The following is a 19,021-nucleotide window of genomic DNA, read 5'->3' on the forward strand; positions in this document are numbered from 1 at the left end:
GCAATGCCTTTTTGCTCATCTCCTCATTATAGCTGATTTTCCGCAAAAAAACCATGTCCGCTTTTCTCACAGGAAACCAAATGATACTTCCCTGCATAACCTATGAAGAGAAAGAGAATGCAGTAAGGGAGGTACAAGTATGTTAGGGCAAAGGCCTATGGGCGATTTTCAGCCGCATCGCCCCTCACGCCGGCACCTTGGAAATGGCGGACAGCCCGGGATTTTTCAACGGAGACAGCAGGCTCCGATCGAACAGCCTTTTCAAGGGCAAGGCAACCAATTTCAACAAATGATGCCTCGCTCTCCGTCTGTACAAGGCGGCGGTCTACGCGGGATGGGTGGCATTCCTGGAGGCGAAAGCCGTGCACTAGGCGGCGGAGCCGGAATTAAGGGCATGCTGGCAAAATTTCTTCCTGGAGCTGGAGGAGCAGGGATCTCTGGAGCTGGAGGTGGTGCGGGATTACAAGGAATCCAGAGCTTCGCAAACCCTGCGAACCTTTCAAGCATGTTAGGAAATGTTCAAAAAGTACTCGGAATGGCGCAGCAATTCACGCCTATGATTCAGCAATACGGTCCTTTAGTCAGAAATTTGCCTGCCATGATTAAACTCTATAGCCAGCTTGGCAGTGCGGATGATGATGAAACAAATACGAATGATGCAGACGAAGAACCAAAAGAAATCACTGCAGAAACAGACGTTCCGCACGAACAAACAGCACCGGTTGATGATGAAATAGAAGAAGGAAACGAAGAAGAACCAGAGGACATCCTTGTCAAAAAAGGGACTGTACACACATCAGCTGCTCCTGAAGCAAAACCGAAAAAAAGATCGGGTAGTTCCATTCCGAAACTATATGTCTAGTGATCTTTTAAAGGCGAAGTGTTTCCCATGTATAACAATCTTTGATATATGCGCTTACTTTGGCTATAATGAAGGAAGAGAATGATCAAAAGCCGTTTTTCACGGCTTTTTATATTGTTCTTCTCTAGCAGCACTTCCCTACAGGAGGACGAATAAATGAATGTAATTAAAATTTCGCCGCGTGGCTATTGCTATGGCGTTGTAGATGCAATGGTCATTGCTAAAAATGCCGCACTTGATAAAAACTTGCCACGCCCAATTTATATATTAGGTATGATTGTGCACAACAAACATGTCACAGATGCCTTCGAAGAAGATGGAATTTACACACTGGACGGACCAAACCGTCTGGATATTTTAAAACAGGTTGAAAGTGGCACAGTGATTTTCACCGCTCACGGCGTATCTCCTGAAGTCCGTCAAATTGCAGAAGAAAAGGGCCTTGTCGCCATTGATGCGACCTGTCCAGATGTCACGAAAACACATGAACTCATTTCAGAAAAAACAGCTGATGGATATGACATTATTTATATCGGAAAAAAGGGTCACCCTGAGCCAGAAGGAGCCGTCGGTGTTGCACCTGACAAAGTGCACCTTGTCGAAACAGAAGCTGATATTAAAGCGCTCGATTTAACGTCAGATAAACTGCTCATCACCAATCAGACGACAATGTCTCAGTGGGATGTTCATGATCTGATGGAGCTCATTAAAGAAAAATATCCTCACGTCGAGTACCATCAAGAAATCTGCCTTGCGACACAGGTACGTCAGGAAGCTGTGTCACAGCAAGCAGGCCAAGCCGATCTGACCATTGTGGTCGGCGATCCAAAAAGCAATAACTCAAATCGTCTGGCGCAAGTGTCAATGGAGATTGCAGGAACGCAGGCTTACCGAATTGGTGATCTCAGTGAGTTAAAGCTTGAATGGCTCCAAGGGGTAAAAACCGTTGCCGTTACTGCAGGTGCTTCCACACCTACACCTATTACAAAAGAAGTCATTCGTTTCTTAGAAAACTACGAACCTGATGATGAATCGACATGGAAAATTGAACGGACGGTTCCTCTTTCTAAGATATTACCTCGCGTGAAAACAAAGAAATAAAAAAACGTCAGAGCTGCTATGCTCTGACGTTTTTGCTTACACAAATTGAAACGGGTTTGTGTTTGATTCTGATACAAAGAACTGCACATCATATTTTTTATCTGTACATAGCGATTCTAGTTTTGTCTTCACGCCTTCTTTCATGATCTTTTCTGCGTAATGACCCGGGTCCACTACATTCAGTCCGAGCATCATGGCATCGTGAGCGACATGGAAATAAAGGTCGCCAGTCACGTACACATCTGCCCCCATTCTTTTCGCTTGATGGATATATTTATTTCCGTCTCCTCCAAGCACAGCTACTTTTTTCACGACCGCTTCCTGATCTCCTACAAAACGCGCTCCATTCACATCTAACTTCGTTTTCACAAATTGAGTGAAGTCTTTAAGTGTCATAGGTTCTTTTAATTCTCCAATACGGCCAAGGCCTTTTTGAATAGGAGGAAGATCTGTCGTGTGTACACTGTAAGCCACTTCTTCATAAGGGTGTGCTTTGATCATTTCACGAATCACTTGTTTTTCAATACTTGCTGGGAAAATGGTTTCGATTCGTACTTCTTTCACAAATTCCAATTTACCCGTCTCACCAATAAATGGCACAGCTTCTTCTGATGGCAGAAAACTGCCTGTCCCTTCATTTGAAAAAGCGCAATGACTGTAGTTTCCAATATGGCCAGCTCCCGCATTTCCTAAAGCCGTCCTGATGGCCTCTTCAAATTCCACTGGGACATACAAGGCTAGCTGCTTAATTGGATCTTCGTATGTTGGAACTAGCACTTTTGTTTCCCCGAGCTCTAAAGCGTCTGCAAGCAAGTCATTGACTCCTCCATCAGCCACATCCAGGTTTGTATGTGCTACATACACCGCAATATCATGTTTGATGCATTTCTCAATGATCCGTCCTGCCGGCTGATCTGTCGCCACATGTTTTAATGGACGGAAAATTGGCGGATGGTGGGCAATAATGAGATCCACCTTCCGCTCAATTGCCTCATCTACCACATTTTCTAATACATCTAAGGTGATCATGACATTGGTCACTTTTTTATTCAGCGTTCCAATCTGGAGCCCGATTTTATCACCTTCCACCGCATATGCCTTTGGTGAAAATTGCTCAAATAATTGGATGATTTCATGCCCGTTCACTGTTTTAGCCAACAGTCAAAACCTCCTTTAGAATTTTTATTTTCGCATTCAGCTCTTTCAGACGTTCTTTGTTCTCTTCCGTCGGCGCTGCTTGTTGAATCTGGCCTTCTATATGCTCCATGTGCTGAAGCTCATTCATCCATTTGCGCCGGAAGACATCATTTTGCTCTTTGGCAAGAAACGGACCAACGAGCATGCCTGTTTCAATCGACATGCCTTCATAGGCTTTATCTTTGTCGCCAGTTTCGGCAATGATGATTTCGTATATTTTGCCATCTTCTTCTAAAATCACTTCATCCATCAGTTCATACCCCTCTTGATAGAGCCATAAACGAATATGGTGGGCATGAATATTAGGCTGAAGAATAAGCCGCTCCTGCCCTGTGAGCTTGTGTTTACCTTCATTTAGAATGCTTGCAATGAGTGCTCCGCCCATTCCTGCAATTGTGACAGCATTCACCTCGCCTTTTTCAATCACTTCAAGGCCATTGCCTTTTCTGACTGAAATCTGCTCATCTAATTCAAGCCTATGTACTTGCTGCTTCGCAGATTGAAGCGGTCCATCAGTAATTTCACCAGCAATGGCTTTCAATGCTTTATGATGTAATATCGCATAACATGGCAAATAGGCATGATCTGAGCCAATATCAGCAAAGACCGCCTCTTTTGGTAAAAAGTCTGCGACTCTTTTTAATCGTTTTGACAAATTCATTTCATTCATCCATATCACTACTTTTCTTTAATGTTCATACTTGTCTATCTTATATAAATTATGGACTTTTTAAAAGTCGTTTTCAAATGAAAAAAGCTCTTCTGATGAAAAAGAGCTTTTTGCGCTTTATTATTTAATTTTGGATACCCATTCTGACATTTCATCGAGCTTTTCATTCGGAATTAGCCCGCCCGGCATCCCATTTCCGCCTTCTTGAATTTTCTTCTTGATGTCTGCTACTTCAAGCTTGTCGCCAACACCTTTTAATGCAGGACCAGCGCCACCTTCGTAGTTTTCCCCATGACAGCTAATACAGTTCTGCTTATACAATTCTTCCGGCGTCGCATTTGCGGTCTCTTCTTGCTTTTGCTCTTTGCCCCCAGAGGCAATTTTGTCTTCATCTTTCAGCCCCTTCATTGATAAGAAAAAAGTGAGTCCAATACCTAAAATGGCAATCAATAAGAATGGTATAAGTGGATTCCGTTTCATTTCTTTCATCCTCCCCTTTGTGAAAAACCCCTTTGAGACTATGCAAACAATTCTAATTCTACTTTAATTTTACAAAAAGTAAACGAATTATGATACAAAACTTTGGTCAAGTTCACAGATTAGACAAAAATGATTCAAAATGAGAAAAGAAGCCTTCAGCACATTTAGATGTATTTTTTATACATCTTTTCTCTAAGAACGTTGCAAATTCATTTGTTATTCAGTAAAATATAATCAGATCAAAAAAGCGTTTTCATTTTGATGAAGAAAGAACGGATCTCTCTCAAGATCCGTCCGGTTTCTATTCTAAGAAGTCTTTTAATCGTTTACTTCTGCTTGGGTGTCTTAATTTACGAAGAGCTTTCGCTTCAATTTGGCGAATACGCTCTCTTGTTACGCCAAACACCTTTCCTACCTCTTCTAATGTGCGTGTTCTTCCGTCATCTAGTCCGAAACGCAGTCTCAGCACATTTTCTTCACGGTCCGTTAGCGTATCTAATACATCTTCAAGCTGCTCTTTTAAGAGCTCATAGGCAGCATGGTCTGATGGAGAAGTCGCCTCTTGGTCTTCGATAAAATCACCAAGATGCGAGTCATCTTCCTCACCAATAGGTGTTTCTAAAGATACTGGCTCTTGCGCAATTTTAAGAATTTCTCTTACTTTCTCTGGTGTTAAATCCATGTCTTCCGCAATTTCTTCTGGCGTTGGTTCTCTACCTAGATCTTGTAGAAGCTGTCTTTGAACACGGATTAATTTATTAATGGTTTCCACCATATGAACCGGGATCCGGATTGTTCTCGCCTGATCGGCAATCGCACGTGTGATCGCCTGTCTAATCCACCAAGTCGCATATGTTGAGAATTTGTATCCTTTGCGGTAATCAAACTTCTCAACCGCCTTCATGAGCCCCATGTTTCCTTCTTGAATCAAGTCAAGAAACAGCATACCACGACCAACATAACGTTTCGCAATGCTGACAACGAGACGAAGGTTCGCTTCCGCTAATCTTCTTTTTGATTCCTCATCGCCTTCTTCAATCTTTTGAGCATACGTAATCTCTTCTTTAGCAGATAGCAAATTGACGCGCCCGATCTCTTTTAAGTACATACGAACAGGATCATTAATTTTGACACCTGGTGGTACGCTTAAATCATTCAGGTCAAATTCCTCTTCTGCCTTAGCCAGCTGCTGAACATTTGGGTCTTCAGTCTCTTCATTTTCACTGATGAGTTCTACACCCTGTTCGCCTAAGTATTCATAGTATTCATCCATCTGGTCTGATTCAATTTCAAAGCTAGACATACGCTCTGCAATTTCTTCGTATGTTAAAACGCCCCGTTTTTTACCCGTTTCAGTGAGCTTATCTCTCACCTGTTCAAAGGTTAATTCAGTTTCAGTTTCGTGGGCTTGTTTATCAGCCATTATGGATCCCTCCTTCCAAAGCTTGCAACGAATTCTAAAGTAACTTGCGATTTGCTTCTGCTCTGCCTTTCTCTCTCTATCAAACAGAATGAGCAAATAGGAATAAAAATAAATAATGATGAAGGCAAGATGCTTGCGGTCTTATGCTCCTCCCATTAAAGGATTCATTGCCAGCCGTAAGTCTTGTCATAAATAGTAGACGTATTACTTCAGCGAACGGTTCAACTGAATAATTTCTTTTGCAAGTGTTGCCGCTTTGAAGAAATCTTTTTGCCTCTCCGCCTCTGCACGTTCTAGTTCTTTTTCCTTTATCATTGACAAATTCCGATGATTCAACACTTTTTTTACATAATCACTTAATTCAGCTTCACTTAGTTCGTCTCCAACTTGAATCATGAATATATCCGTCAGGAGCTGATTGATCACATCATCTTCTATACGGTTCATCAGATGCTGCGGGGTCGGCTCCTTGCCTTCTTCATACAATGCATAAATGTATGTTGCCAGCGCTCTGTGCGAATCTATATTAAATTCAAACCCTATCCTATCAAGCACTTTTCGGATCACGTCATCATTTTTCAACATATGTGCAAGGAGCATTCGCTCTGCGTTTTCATATGCCGGCCTTAGACGTTTTCGTCTTACCTGTGTTGACAGATGTGCACGCCGCTTTTCAAGTCCATTTTCTTCTTGCGAGCTCTTGGCCTCTTGTCGCTGCTGCTTTTCAAAAAGCTCCAATTGCTCCTTTAATGAGTCAAGTGAAATGGAGAACTCCCCAGCCAGCTGCTTCATGTAAATCTCTTGTTCCAAGGAACCGTTTAATCGGCTAATTTCTCGGAGAACCTGCTTCATGTAAGTCAGGCGGTCTCCTTCGTCAGACAAATTCTTTCCTCTTCGGAAAAAGTTCATCTTAAATGTCATTAATGTCACACTTGCATCTATGATGTCATTCCTAAATTTCTCGCCGCCATATTTACGAATGTAATCATCTGGATCAAGTCCATCTGGTATCATGGCAACGCGAACTTTACATCCTCTTTTTCCAAGCAAATCTGATGCTTTCATGGTCGCTTCATACCCGGCCGTGTCCGAGTCATAACATAAAATGATCTCTTCAACGTTCCGCCTAAGAAGCTTTACGTGCTCTTCTGTTAAAGACGTACCCATTGTTGCAACACTTTCGCCAACACCACTTGTGACAGCCGAGATGACGTCAGCAAATCCTTCGAAAAGGACTGCACGTTCGCGTTTTCTAATATGCATACGCGCGTCATGAAAGTGATAAAGCAGCTTACTTTTATGAAAAAGTGGCGTTTCAGGACTATTCATATACTTTGGCTGCTGATCACCAAGTGATCTTCCAGAAAAAGCGACGACCGTCCCGTGATGATCATGAATTGGAAACATGACACGATCTCTAAAGCGGTCAAAAAAACCTGTGCCGTTTTCTCGTTGAATCAAAAGACCAGCCTTCTCCATCATCGCAGGATCAAACCCTCGTTTTTCTAAAAACTTGGTCACGAAATCCCACGAGTCGAGAGCATACCCGATCTCAAACTTGGCAATTGTTTCATCCGTAAAGCCCCTGGACCTTAAATAATCGAGTGCGTTTTGACCTTCCTTTGTATTTACCAGCAAATGGTGGTAAAATTTCTTAAGAAGCTCATGCGCCTCAATCATTTTATGATCTGCTGTATCCTCTTGCTGTGAGGAACTGATCTGCGCATTCGCTACATGATCCGGCAAATCAATATGGTACTTATCAGCAACATGTGAAACGGCTTCAATAAATGAGTAGCCTTCCATTTGTCTGAGGAACGAAAATACATTGCCTCCTGCACCACAGCCAAAACAATGGAAGATTTGCTTATCTGCTGAAACAGAGAATGAAGGAGTATTTTCACCATGGAATGGACAAAGACCGAAGTAATTCCGACCTTGTTTTCTAAGCTGTACGTATTCTCCAATCACTTCGACAATGTCTGCGTTTTTTTGGATTTGCTCCAAAAGTTCATCTGGTATACGTTTGCTCATCCTAATAACACTCCGTCGTACATTATTCGCCTTTTAATTCAAAAATCCTTCATGATTCGACAGGATTTTTTGTAGTTGGGCAATAAATCGCTTTTTATCCTCTTCTAAAAGCTTTTTGGGACCTTTTCCGTATACACCTTTTCTTCGCTGTTTACTGGAAACATGCCTGCGTTCCAAATCAAAATCAATTGTTTCGTTTGTGTACATTCGTCCTCTTTCAGACAGAACAATGACTTGTCTTGGAAGCAGTAAGGAGGCCAGACCAATATCCTGGGTGACAACAATATCGTGCTTGACAGCCAAGTTCGCAATGACTAAATCTGCTGCTTCCTTATGTGTATCAACAAACCGCCAATCTTCAAGTGATGATCGTTTGGTTTGAAAATGCTCATATGAAGCAATGAAAGTCACAGGTACTTCAAATTGAGATGCGACAGAAAGGATTTCGTCTTTTACAGGACAAGCATCTGCATCGACATAAATCGTCCTTTCTTTTTTACGTTCATTCAGGTGACTAATTCTCCATCCCTCCACCTTATTCCTGCTTTAGAGAAGCAAAAAGACCATACTTTTCCCCCATAAAGCAATCAACAGTAAAACTCATTTTGTCGAAAAGTTATGTTCAGAATCACTTGACTTCTGCCAATATTAGTTTATTCGTTCTTGACTTAACTTAAACCTAAAATCAATCATTTTATCACAATTTTTTATTATAATACAAATGCAGCAAATATGCCATTGTTTTTGTTTACCCGTTTCCCACCATAGGAAAAACCCAGGAGGAGCATCCTGAGTTTATTCGGAACCTCTTTTGGTCAGCATTTGATGAATGACATTTGCTGTCTCCTCAACTGCTTTATTCGATACATCAACAACTTGACAGTTAATGCGGTCAACCACTTTTTCAAAATATTCTAGTTCCTCTTTAATCCGCTCGATATTCGCATAAATGGCACGGTCATTTAAACCGAGTGATTTTAAACGTTCTTTACGGATATGATTTAGTTTGTCTGGACTAATTTTCAGACCGATGCATTTTTTTGGATCAACTGAGAATAACTCCTCTGGCGGATCAACTTCAGGAACAATCGGAACGTTTGCTACCTTCAAGCGTTTATGTGCTAAGTATTGAGAAAGTGGTGTCTTAGACGTACGCGATACACCAATCAGCACAATATCAGCCTTTAGAATACCTCTTGGGTCCCGGCCATCATCATATTTCACAGCGAACTCAATGGCTTCTACCTTTTTAAAATAGTCCTCATCTAATTGACGTACACGACCTGGCTCATGTTTCGCTTCATTTCCATATGCCGTCTCCATTTTATCAATAAGTGGACCGATAATGTCATAGTACACGACGCCATTCGCTTCTGCTTCTTCTATTAAGAATTGGCGCATTTCTGGCACAACAAGAGTAAAGCAAACGATCCCATTATCTGCTTTCGCCAATGAAATCACTTCTTTAATCGTACCGACATCCTCTACATATGGGATTCTTCTAATATTTGAATGGTCGGATGAGCCGCCATCAAATTGGCTAAGTGCCGCTTTGACCACGAGCTCTGCCGTTTCTCCTACTGAATCTGATACAACAAAAATTACGCGATTACTCATAACATCCCCTCGCAGTCTTCTGTAATTAGATAATTTCGTTCTCTGATAAGCTAACAAGTATTTTCGTCATGTTTGTTTTCGTAATTCTGCCGACCACTTCAAAGCCTTTATCCGTATCTTTTATAACAGGAAGTGCATCTATTTGCTTTTCAATCAAGTGCTTGGCCACATCCATAATAAAATCTTCTTTGCGGCAAACGGTAATGTTCGGCATTCTTGTCATAATAATATGGACAGGTATAGATGGAAGCTCTTGTTTCCCAATACTTGCTCGAAGGAGGTCTTTTCTTGATAACACGCCTGTTAAAATAGAGTGATCGTCCACAACGAATAATGTGCCCACATCCTCTAAAAACATCGTACAAATCGCATCATAAACCGAAACATTCTCGTGTATCACGACCGGAATGGACTGAAAATCTTTCACTTGAAGTTTTTTCAGCTTATCTGCCAGAAGCTGCGTGCCTGTTTTGCCTGTAAAAAAGTAGCCGACCCTTGGTCTTGCTTCTAAAAAGCCAGACATCGTTAAAATGGCTAAATCCGGTCTGAGGGTAGCCCTTGTTAAGTTCAGCCGATCGGCGATATGCTCTCCAGTGATCGGACCATTCTCTTTGACAATCTGTAAAATCTGCTCTTGCCGTTTATTTAACTCGATTGTACTCACCACCTTTAAATAGAGAGAGCGAATCCTTACTTTATGTATATCAATTTCATAACTCATCATATTATAGCGCATCTTCGTCCGAATGAAACAAAAATCCACTCAAAAACCGTGAATTAAATGAGTAAAAAACGATTGCCCTTCGAAAAAGGCAACCGTTCTTAGGTATTTATTTTACAATTAAATTGTTCATATTCGCAAATGATTGAATGACTTTTGCAAGTTTGACCATTTGTGCCAAACGATTTTGTTTCAGTTTTTCATCATCCGCATGAACCATGGTATGGTCGAAATAATGAACAATTGGTACTTTTAATGTATCTAGCGCTTCAAGTGCTGATTGGTACTGACCTTTTGCCATATACTCGTTGACGGCTTTTTCCGCTTGCTGATACGCTTCAAATAGCTTTTGTTCGTGTTCATTTTCAAACAGTTCAGGCTGAATCTGTGCGTCTTCCCCTTTTTTACTGATTGAAATGACGCGGCCTAGTGCCTCAGCCGTTTCTTTGAAACTCTCCTGTTTCACGCTCTCTTCAAGAACAGCCGCTTTTTTCACAACCGCATATGGTTCAATATTTTCAACATCAAGGACTGCTTCCGCCACGTCATGACGGATATGTTCTGCTTGAAGGACATATTTCAAACGGTGTGTTAAAAATTCAATGAGAGCCGCTTCATGTTTTTCATCTACTTGAGCTAGTGCTAAAAGCTCTTTAAATGAAAGATTCCATTGGCGGTCGAGCAGGATTTGAACGATACCGCTCGCTTGTCTTCTTAATCCATAAGGATCTTGAGAGCCCGTTGGAATGACATCAATTGAGAAGAATGAACAAATAGAATCTAGCTTATCCGCCACTGCAACAATCGCCCCAATAAGTGTTGACGGCGCATCGTCACCGGCAAAACGCGGCATATAGTGCTCGTTGATACTCTTTGCCACTTCTTCATGTTCGCCAAGTGCTCTAGCATATTTTTCACCCATGATTCCTTGCAGTTCTGGGAATTCATAGACCATCTGAGTCACAAGGTCAAATTTAGAAATACTGGCTGCTCTTGCAGCGCGTTTAGACGTTTCTTCATCTGCACCCACATGACTAGCAAGGCGGACGGCAATGTCTGTTACTCTTTTCAGCTTGTCGCCAATCGTGCCAAGTTTCTCATGGAATACGACTTTATCAAGCTTTTGAATGTTGTCTTCAATGACGAGTTTTTCGTCTTCTTTATAGAAAAATGCCGCATCTGATAAACGTGCACGAAGGACCTTTTCGTTCCCTCTTGCCACATTTTCAAGTGCCTCACTGTTCCCGTTTCTGACCGTAATAAAGTGCGGCAGTAATTCCCCTTGTTCATTTTTCACAGGGAAATAACGCTGATGCTCTTTCATTGTCGTGACAAGCACTTCTTCTGGCAGCGCAAGAAATTCTTCTTCAAAAGAACCAAATAGAACGGTTGGATATTCAACGAGATCGTTCACTTCTTCTAGAAGCTCAGGATCAACTGGAATGACCCAGCCTTTTTCGGAAGAAAGGGCATGTAATTGCTCAGTAATTAATTGTTTTCTTTTATCTGAATCTACAATGACAAATTGATCTCTTAATGTTTGCTCATAAGAAGCTGGTGTGTCAATGCTGGCTGTCGTCCCTAGGAAACGATGTCCTCTAGTCTCCCGTCCGCTTTTCACTCCTGCAATTTCGACAGGAATGATCTCTTGACCAAATAAACAAACAATCCATTTAATTGGACGGATATAGCGTAAATCCTCGCTTCCCCATCTCATGTTCTTTGGAAAACTCAATGAAGCGGCAATGTCCCCCAATGCTGGAAGAAGGTCTTTGACTTGTTTTCCTTCTTGAAACTTTTGGACATGGACATAATCCACACCTTTGATGTCTTTGAAATACAGATCATCAGTTGAAGCGCCTTGTCCGCGGGCAAAACCTTCGGCAGCTTTTGTCCAATTGCCTTCAGCATCTTGAGCAATCTTTTTAGCCGGTCCTTTTGCTTCTTCTTTGATGTCCTCTTGTTTTTCTGCAACACCTTTGACGAGTACAGCTAGACGTCTTGGTGAATTAAATAAAGCAACGTCTTCGAATGAAATATTTTGCGCTACGAACCAAGCTTTTACTTTGTCACCTAGCTGCTTTGTGCTTTCTGGCATGAAACGAGCCGGCATCTCTTCTAAGCCGATTTCAAGTAATACATCTTGTTTATTCATGAGAAGCCGCCTCCTCTTTTAGCATAGGGAATCCTAGTTTTTCTCGTTCTTCGTAATATGTTTTGGCTACTTTTCTCGCTAACTGACGTACTCTTCCGATATAACCTGTTCGCTCAGTCACAGAAATCGCGCCTTTGGCATCAAGCAGGTTAAATGTGTGAGAACATTTGAGTACATAATCATATGCCGGGTGAACAAGCCCTTTGTCCATTTGGCTATGTGCTTCTTTTTCATATGTTGTAAATAAATCGAACAGCATATCCGTATTAGATGTTTCAAACGTATACACAGAATGCTCGTATTCAGCCATTAAGAATAAATCTCTTACAGTAAAGCCATCTGTCCATTCAAGGTCAAATACATTTTCTTTGTCCTGGATGTAAGAAGCAAGACGCTCAATTCCGTATGTGATTTCAACAGAAACTGGCTTACATTCTAAACCGCCGACTTGCTGGAAATACGTAAATTGCGTAATTTCCATTCCATCAAGCCAAACTTCCCAGCCAAGTCCTGCGCAGCCAAGAGATGGGTTTTCCCAGTTGTCTTCAACAAAACGAATATCATGTTTCAGCGGGTCAATGCCAAGCGCCTTCAATGATTCTAGATACAGTTCTTGAATATTGTCAGGTGATGGCTTAATGATCACTTGAAATTGATGATGTTGATACAATCTGTTTGGGTTTTCTCCATATCTGCCGTCAGCCGGGCGTCTTGAAGGTTCTACATAAGCTACCTTCCATGGCTCTGGCCCAATGCTTCTGAGGAACGTGTATGGACTCATCGTTCCAGCACCTTTTTCTGTGTCATATGCCTGCATTAATACGCAGCCTTCATTTGACCAATGCTTTTGCAGTGTCAAAATCATGTCTTGAATATTCAATGATCGCACCTCCATCTTTTTTACACCATCCGCTATGTATGGCGGTGGGGCCTAGAACCTTTTTGCAAAACACAAAAACTCCCGTCTCTATGCTCACAAGGTTCCTTGCAAACATAGGGACGAGAGTTTTTCCCGCGGTTCCACCCTATTTGCTGGTGTCGTAGCACCCAGCCGCTTTGTTTTACGTTGCTCAAGAATGCCTTTCGTTACGTGTCCATCCTTAGCTCACACCGCCCTAAGGTCGCTTTTATGGCTGATACGTAAGTACTTCTTTCTGTCAATGCAACATATTTGATCTTAGATGATCTTACAAAAAGTCACGAGAGATGTCAACTTTTGTTTTCACCGTCCATTAGCTTTTTCATGGATTCCATTTGATTCATGAATTTTTTTGATTTTAAATATAGACCTGAATACTCTTCATAATAATGATCGAGCACTTGACGAATTTCTTGTTTCGTTTGTGGTTTCACGTCAACCTGACCAAGCCTTGATAAATCAAAATAATGAAACAAACGGAGCAGTCTTGCTGCTGCTGGGGATAAGGGCAGTTTATATGGATCTTTAGAAAAGCATTGCCTACAGATGAATCCGTTATCTCTAATTGAGAAATGGAACTGCCCTTCTTTTTGACCGCAGTGTACACATTGGTCCAGTTCAGGCTTCAACCCCATCACTGACAGCATTTTAACCTCTACGATAAATAAAATAATATCAGCATCTGTGCCTTCATTGAGATAGCGTAAAGATTGAAGAAGAAGTTCAAACAAGTAAGGGTTTGGCTTCTTTTCTTCTGTTCCTTTATCAAGTAATTCTGTCATATATGCGGCATATGCGGTCAGAAATAAATCTTCCCGAATGGTCCGCATGCTTTCCATCATTTCACCTTGCTGGAGCGTTCCAAGTCCTGTTGATGATTGGATCAGGAAGGTTCCGTATAAAAACGGCTGGCTTATGGCTGACAGGCGGCTGTTCGATTTCTTAGCGCCTCTTGCCATCACACCAATTTTCCCATGTTCTCTAGTGAGCAGCGTGACAATTTTGTTTGTTTCGCCATAATCTGTTGTTCTAAGGACGATTCCTTCACTTTTAATGAGCATTTGTCTACACTCCGAGCGTTGGAGGGGGTCAAGAATTATAAGATTGGAAAATCAAGTCGTGCTATTTCTTCTTCAAGTACATCGGGTCTTTCCAGGTTCTCCTTTTCTAACTCTTTGAAAAGCAGATACGTGTCAACGCTTCCTGTTTGTGAAAATACGTTCCATGTAAAATTCAACATAAAAACCCCACCTTTCTTTATTAGAAGCAGCAACGCTACATCCAACATATTAACTTTATCTTGACCAGGCTACCTCCATTTCATGATAAACAATTTTTACTAATCGAACCGCACCATTGTCAGATCTACTAACAACTGTATCGGTTTTTAATATTCGTCTTCTCTAAATCCGAAATCACGAAGGTGTGTGGATTTATTACGCCAGTCCTTCTGCACTTTTACCCAAAGCTCTAAATACACCTTTGAGCCTAAAAGTGCTTCAATGTCTCTGCGCGCTTTTTGTCCCACTTCTTTTAATAAGCTGCCGCGCTTACCAATCACAATCCCTTTTTGTGAATCACGTTCGACGACGATGGTCGCTGCAACATGAATCTTGCCGTTTTCATCTGGCTTGATCGATTCAATCGCAACCGCAATACTGTGAGGGATCTCTTCTCTCGTTAAATGCAGCACTTTTTCACGAATTAATTCAGAAATAATAAATCGCTCTGGGTGATCTGTTACTTGATCTGCCGGATAAAATTGAGGGCCTTCTGGAAGATAACCTTCAATTTGCTGAAGAAGCGTATCAATGTTGTTGCCTTCAAGTGCTGAAATTGGCACAATTTCCTTAAATGGGTAACGTGTGCGGTATTCATCAATTAAAAGGAACAATTCATCCGGATGAATTTGGTCAATTTTATTGACGACAAGGAACACCGGTGTCGATGTTTGCTTTAGTCGTTCAATGATGAATTCATCACCTTTTCCATAACCTTCCTGTGCGTTGATCATAAACAAGATCAGGTCGACTTCCTTGAGTGTATTTTGAGCCACCCTCATCATAAAATCGCCAAGTTTGTGCTTCGGTTTATGAATTCCTGGTGTATCGATAAAAATCGTTTGTGACGTGTTCGTTGTCAGAACACCTTGCACTTTGTTTCGAGTCGTTTGGGGCTTATCACTCATAATCGCAATCTTTTGCCCAATCACACGATTAAGAAAGGTCGATTTCCCTACATTTGGTCTTCCAATAATTGATACAAATCCTGATTTGAAGCTTTCGTTAGTCATTTAAATCCTCCGGTGAAAATGCGCCTGGCAATAGTTCGTTTACTGTCGTTTCGTATATATGTCCTTTTAAGTTCGTTAGAATCACTGGCATATCAGGTGCACATAGCTCTGAAATGACCTGTCTGCATGCGCCGCATGGTGAAACAGGTCGATCTGTATCAGCCACTACTGCAAGCATTTGAAAAGATGTGATGCCCTCTGAGTAAGCTTTAAAAAGTGCTGTTCTTTCCGCACAATTACACATACCATATGCTGCATTTTCAATATTGCAGCCGCCATACACTTTTCCGTCATGCGATAATAATGCTGCACCGACTTTGAATTTAGAATAGGGTACATATGCAAAATCTCTTGCTTTGACTGCTTCTGAAATCAACTCTTGTTTGTTCATTCTAGTTCCCACTTTCAGAAGAAATGGTACCACTGTCACATTTATATTTTACATAATTCACGTGACATTTTCACGCCCATTTCTAAAAATGTTAATAAATAGTAATATTGTTCTATTGCATGATCTTCGGTAAGAAGATCATCAACCCAATCATAACCGAAATGGCGGCGTAAACGCAAACAGCGCCTGCTGCCGCGTCCTTCGCTCTCTCAGCAAGAGGATGCTTCTCTTCTGTGAAAAGATCTACTGTATGTTCAATCGCTGTATTCACAAGTTCTAACGCAAACATCCCGCCGCATAAAAGCAGAATGATCATCCATTCAACCGGATGAATGTGAAACCAAAAGCCGCAAATCACCACGATGATGGCTGCGACTGTGTGAAACCGAAAATTCCGTTCATTCAAGAAAGTTCGCCATATTCCTCTAAATGCATAATAAAAACTCCGAAAAAAACGGACAAGCGGCGTTCGCTTCTTACGATGATCTCGAAAGGCCATAATCATCCAAGATTTTTGTCTGTTTGGCGAACATTTCTTTTTCATCTTCTTCTGTCATATGATCATAACCAAGCAAATGAAGAAAACCATGAATCGTTAAAAATCCTAGCTCTCTCATGAAGGAATGTCCATATTCCTCTGCTTGCTCTTTCGTACGATCAACACTAATGATAATGTCACCAAGTACAGGCGGAATGTCATCAGCTCCAATGATTTCAATTTCCCCTTCGCCTTCTTCCTCAAGGGCAAATGAAATTACATCTGTTGGTGCATCTTTTCCTCGGTATTCTTTATTAATTTGATGAATTTCTTCATTTGAAACGATCGATACTGATACTTCTGCTTGATCTTTTACTTCAAGAGCATCCGCAGCAAATTGAAGAAGCTTTTCCACTTCTTCAAGCTGCTCTTTCGATACTTGTCCTGTTTCATCTATTAAATCGATTAACAATGTCATTTACTTCACCTTCTGCTTCGGGGCATCTGGATATTCAATCCGAGAATGGAAAATCCCCTTTAATGTTGTACAAATTGTTTGGCTAATAATATTTAATTCTTTAAATGTAAGATCACATTCACTAAATTGCCCATCCTGCATCTTATCTGAAATAATGCCTTTCACAAGCTTTTCAATCCGCTCAGGGTTTGGATTATGCATCGAACGAACCGCCGCCTCCACGCTGTCAGCTACAGAAATAATGGCCGCTTCTTTCGATTGCGGTTTTGGACCAGGATAACGAAATTCTTCTTCTGTCACCTGATCATCCCGTTCTTTCGCCTTATAGTAAAAGAACTTCAGCAGGGACTTTCCGTGATGCTGTTCTGCAATGTCCACAAGTTCCTCTGGAAACTTCTTTTCTCTCAGCATTTCAGCACCATCTGTCGTATGGGCAATAATAATATTCTTGCTCAGCTGAGGAGAAAGCTTGTCGTGCGGATTATCAATGTTCATTTGGTTTTCAATAAAGTATTGTGGCCTTTTCGTTTTTCCAATGTCATGATAATAAGCTCCAACCCTTGCTAACAATCCATTTGCACCGACTGCTTCACATGCAGCATCCGCTAAATTCGCCACCATGACACTATGATGATATGTACCTGGCGTCTCTGTTAAGATCTTTTTCAGCAGCGGATGATTCGGGTTCGATAATTCAATAAGCTTCATGGTCGAAAGAATGCCAAACATGCTCTCAAAGACTGGCATTAACCCAATAACCAAAATAGCCGATGCAAACCCTGACACAATCGCCATGATGAGGTTCACACCTATTTCAAGCCCTGATGGAGAAGAATTTTGAATCAGCGTAATGGACAGCACGACAAGTACATTCACCAAAGCTACCCAAAGCCCCGCCTGCAAAATTTTCGATCTCGCATTGTGTTTTCTCAAAAATAAAATTCCTGCCATCCCGCTTATTAGATAATAAGCACAGATGACATAGTTAAAGACACCTGTTACTCCTTGATTAAACATCATACTGCCGCAAAGGGCAAATACAAGGCCGGAGAAGATTGCCAGCCGCTCATTGATCAGCAGCTTAATCAGCATCGTACCAAGTGCAACAGGCACGACATAGCCTATGGTCGTATACTTCGTTTCCTGGAAGAGACTGAATACTTCCATGATGATTAAAATAATGGTGAAAATGAGCGAGTACAGCAGTAACGATTTATTCTTATGGACGAGCGACTTTTTCCTCGATTCCAGTGAGTGGACAATCGCCGCTAAGAAGAGACCGATTAAGATGATAAGACCGCTTACAGGCTTAAACAAATTGGAACTGTTTAAAAGACCCGTCAGTTCTAATTTACGATACACTTCACGGTCAATGAGCTCGCCTTCTTCTACTAAAATTTGCCCTTGCTTGATTTGAACCGGCTGGATATTATCAGCTGCTTCTTGTCTTTTCTTCTCTGTTGCGACTGGGTCAAATACATAGTTTGGAATAATCGCAAATTCACCAATTTCTTTCGCTGCATTTAAATATTTTGACGGAATCGAATTGTTTTCAAGCTCTGCTTTCACTTGTTTCTTTTCATCTTGCAGCTTAGAAGCTGTGATTTCTTTACCCATGAGAGAATTGACCACTGTGATGATGGAATCCTTTGTAAAAGAAAGGTTTTCGTCACTTGCTTGGAGCAGTGCTTTAATCGATTGATCCGAAACAGCTTCCTGCATATCCGTTGTGAGTTTTTCTTTTACACGCTTCACCATCTCTTGATCTGTTGGCGGGTTCTCTTTGTCATCAGCTGCTTTCTTCTCTTCTTTAATGGCTTCAAAGAGGGATGAAATGAGGTCAACACGATTATCAGAATACGCTTTTTTGAGTGTATATTGGTCTTCCACTTGATCCGTTGCTTCTTGTTTCTTTTCTTCTGTTGCTTCTTGGTCATCAACGGTAGACGGAGAATAGATGGTCTGTTCGCTCACTGAAAACAAATCTAGGTCGAGCGATTCAGGCTTTACATGGAAGAAGAGCACCACAAACAGAATGGCTGCTAAACCAGCGTATAGCAGTACGTTTAAATAGCGTGAGCGCTCCATTTTTTGAGGTTCTTTTTTAGACAGCAGTCTTTTTCGCTTACTGCCTTTCTGATTCTTTCTCAAGGAAAGTACCTCCTTTTTTACTTTAAACCACGATCGAAACAAAATGACCCG

At 41.4% G+C, this 19,021-nt stretch carries 19 protein-coding genes; 2 read left to right on the plus strand and 17 right to left on the minus strand.

All coding sequences use genetic code 11. The features are described from left to right. Nucleotides 1–139 precede the first annotated feature (139 nt). Together vrrA and MHH31_RS11610 are read left to right on the plus strand one after the other, a co-directional pair. Complete coding sequence (vrrA, locus tag MHH31_RS11605; RefSeq protein WP_342494823.1) at nucleotides 140–862, plus strand: VrrA/YqfQ family protein; 723 nt, start codon at nucleotides 140–142, stop codon at nucleotides 860–862. A 156-nt stretch (nucleotides 863–1,018) separates the two neighbouring features. Next, nucleotides 1,019–1,963: a 4-hydroxy-3-methylbut-2-enyl diphosphate reductase gene (locus tag MHH31_RS11610; protein ID WP_007501283.1), complete on the plus strand. Its 945-nt coding sequence runs from the start codon at nucleotides 1,019–1,021 to the stop codon at nucleotides 1,961–1,963. 36 nt (nucleotides 1,964–1,999) lie between these two features. On the opposite strand, the gene MHH31_RS11615 is transcribed toward MHH31_RS11610, so the two are convergent. From MHH31_RS11615 to MHH31_RS11695, 17 genes are all read right to left on the minus strand, one after another. Next, nucleotides 2,000–3,121, minus strand: a complete 1,122-nt coding sequence (locus tag MHH31_RS11615; protein WP_017367619.1) for a Nif3-like dinuclear metal center hexameric protein — start codon at nucleotides 3,119–3,121, stop codon at nucleotides 2,000–2,002. After that, nucleotides 3,114–3,830, minus strand: a complete 717-nt coding sequence (locus MHH31_RS11620; protein WP_039169911.1) for a tRNA (adenine(22)-N(1))-methyltransferase TrmK — start codon at nucleotides 3,828–3,830, stop codon at nucleotides 3,114–3,116. Before MHH31_RS11620 ends, MHH31_RS11615 begins: the two co-directional genes overlap by 8 nt. 120 nt (nucleotides 3,831–3,950) lie before the next feature. Further along, nucleotides 3,951–4,310, minus strand: a complete 360-nt coding sequence (gene cccA, locus MHH31_RS11625; protein WP_008342390.1) for a cytochrome c550 — start codon at nucleotides 4,308–4,310, stop codon at nucleotides 3,951–3,953. Between the two features lie 301 nt (nucleotides 4,311–4,611). Further along, nucleotides 4,612–5,733: an RNA polymerase sigma factor RpoD gene (gene rpoD, locus MHH31_RS11630; protein ID WP_008342392.1), complete on the minus strand. Its 1,122-nt coding sequence runs from the start codon at nucleotides 5,731–5,733 to the stop codon at nucleotides 4,612–4,614. A 204-nt stretch (nucleotides 5,734–5,937) separates the two neighbouring features. After that, on the minus strand, nucleotides 5,938–7,767 hold the full coding sequence (gene dnaG, locus MHH31_RS11635; protein ID WP_008342393.1) for a DNA primase: 1,830 nt from the start codon (nucleotides 7,765–7,767) through the stop codon (nucleotides 5,938–5,940). A 33-nt stretch (nucleotides 7,768–7,800) separates the two neighbouring features. Further along, on the minus strand, nucleotides 7,801–8,301 hold the full coding sequence (locus MHH31_RS11640; protein ID WP_039169913.1) for a YaiI/YqxD family protein: 501 nt from the start codon (nucleotides 8,299–8,301) through the stop codon (nucleotides 7,801–7,803). Nucleotides 8,302–8,562: 261 nt separating this feature from the next. After that, a complete protein-coding gene (locus MHH31_RS11645; protein ID WP_008342399.1) occupies nucleotides 8,563–9,384 on the minus strand; it encodes a pyruvate, water dikinase regulatory protein in 822 nt (273 codons plus the stop codon). Between the two features lie 25 nt (nucleotides 9,385–9,409). Further along, nucleotides 9,410–10,048 (minus strand): helix-turn-helix transcriptional regulator, encoded by a 639-nt coding sequence (locus MHH31_RS11650; RefSeq protein ID WP_024423017.1) that lies wholly within the window; start codon nucleotides 10,046–10,048, stop codon nucleotides 9,410–9,412. 166 nt (nucleotides 10,049–10,214) lie between these two features. Further along, nucleotides 10,215–12,260, minus strand: coding sequence for a glycine--tRNA ligase subunit beta (glyS, locus tag MHH31_RS11655; protein WP_342494824.1), 2,046 nt, complete (start codon nucleotides 12,258–12,260; stop codon nucleotides 10,215–10,217). Beyond that, on the minus strand, nucleotides 12,253–13,140 hold the full coding sequence (gene glyQ, locus MHH31_RS11660) for a glycine--tRNA ligase subunit alpha (protein ID WP_003217487.1): 888 nt from the start codon (nucleotides 13,138–13,140) through the stop codon (nucleotides 12,253–12,255). The genes glyS and glyQ overlap by 8 nt, the downstream gene beginning before the upstream one ends. 329 nt (nucleotides 13,141–13,469) lie before the next feature. Continuing rightward, a complete protein-coding gene (gene recO, locus MHH31_RS11665; RefSeq protein ID WP_342494825.1) occupies nucleotides 13,470–14,240 on the minus strand; it encodes a DNA repair protein RecO in 771 nt (256 codons plus the stop codon). 35 nt (nucleotides 14,241–14,275) lie between these two features. Beyond that, a complete protein-coding gene (locus tag MHH31_RS11670) occupies nucleotides 14,276–14,419 on the minus strand; it encodes a YqzL family protein (RefSeq protein ID WP_008342408.1) in 144 nt (47 codons plus the stop codon). A gap of 147 nt (nucleotides 14,420–14,566) precedes the next feature. Next, nucleotides 14,567–15,472, minus strand: a complete 906-nt coding sequence (gene era / locus MHH31_RS11675; RefSeq protein ID WP_007501305.1) for a GTPase Era — start codon at nucleotides 15,470–15,472, stop codon at nucleotides 14,567–14,569. After that, on the minus strand, nucleotides 15,465–15,863 hold the full coding sequence (locus MHH31_RS11680; protein WP_008342410.1) for a cytidine deaminase: 399 nt from the start codon (nucleotides 15,861–15,863) through the stop codon (nucleotides 15,465–15,467). The genes era and MHH31_RS11680 overlap by 8 nt, the downstream gene beginning before the upstream one ends. A 112-nt stretch (nucleotides 15,864–15,975) precedes the next feature. Further along, nucleotides 15,976–16,362 (minus strand): diacylglycerol kinase family protein, encoded by a 387-nt coding sequence (locus MHH31_RS11685; protein WP_024718818.1) that lies wholly within the window; start codon nucleotides 16,360–16,362, stop codon nucleotides 15,976–15,978. Further along, nucleotides 16,340–16,819: an rRNA maturation RNase YbeY gene (ybeY, locus tag MHH31_RS11690; protein ID WP_007501310.1), complete on the minus strand. Its 480-nt coding sequence runs from the start codon at nucleotides 16,817–16,819 to the stop codon at nucleotides 16,340–16,342. Before ybeY ends, MHH31_RS11685 begins: the two co-directional genes overlap by 23 nt. After that, nucleotides 16,820–18,907, minus strand: coding sequence for an HD family phosphohydrolase (locus tag MHH31_RS11695; RefSeq protein ID WP_205831371.1), 2,088 nt, complete (start codon nucleotides 18,905–18,907; stop codon nucleotides 16,820–16,822). Nucleotides 18,908–19,021: the final 114 nt, after the last annotated feature.

The sequence above is a fragment of the Bacillus sp. FSL K6-1033 genome, from assembly GCF_038630765.1.
Taxonomy (GTDB): Bacteria; Bacillota; Bacilli; order Bacillales; family Bacillaceae; genus Bacillus; species Bacillus altitudinis.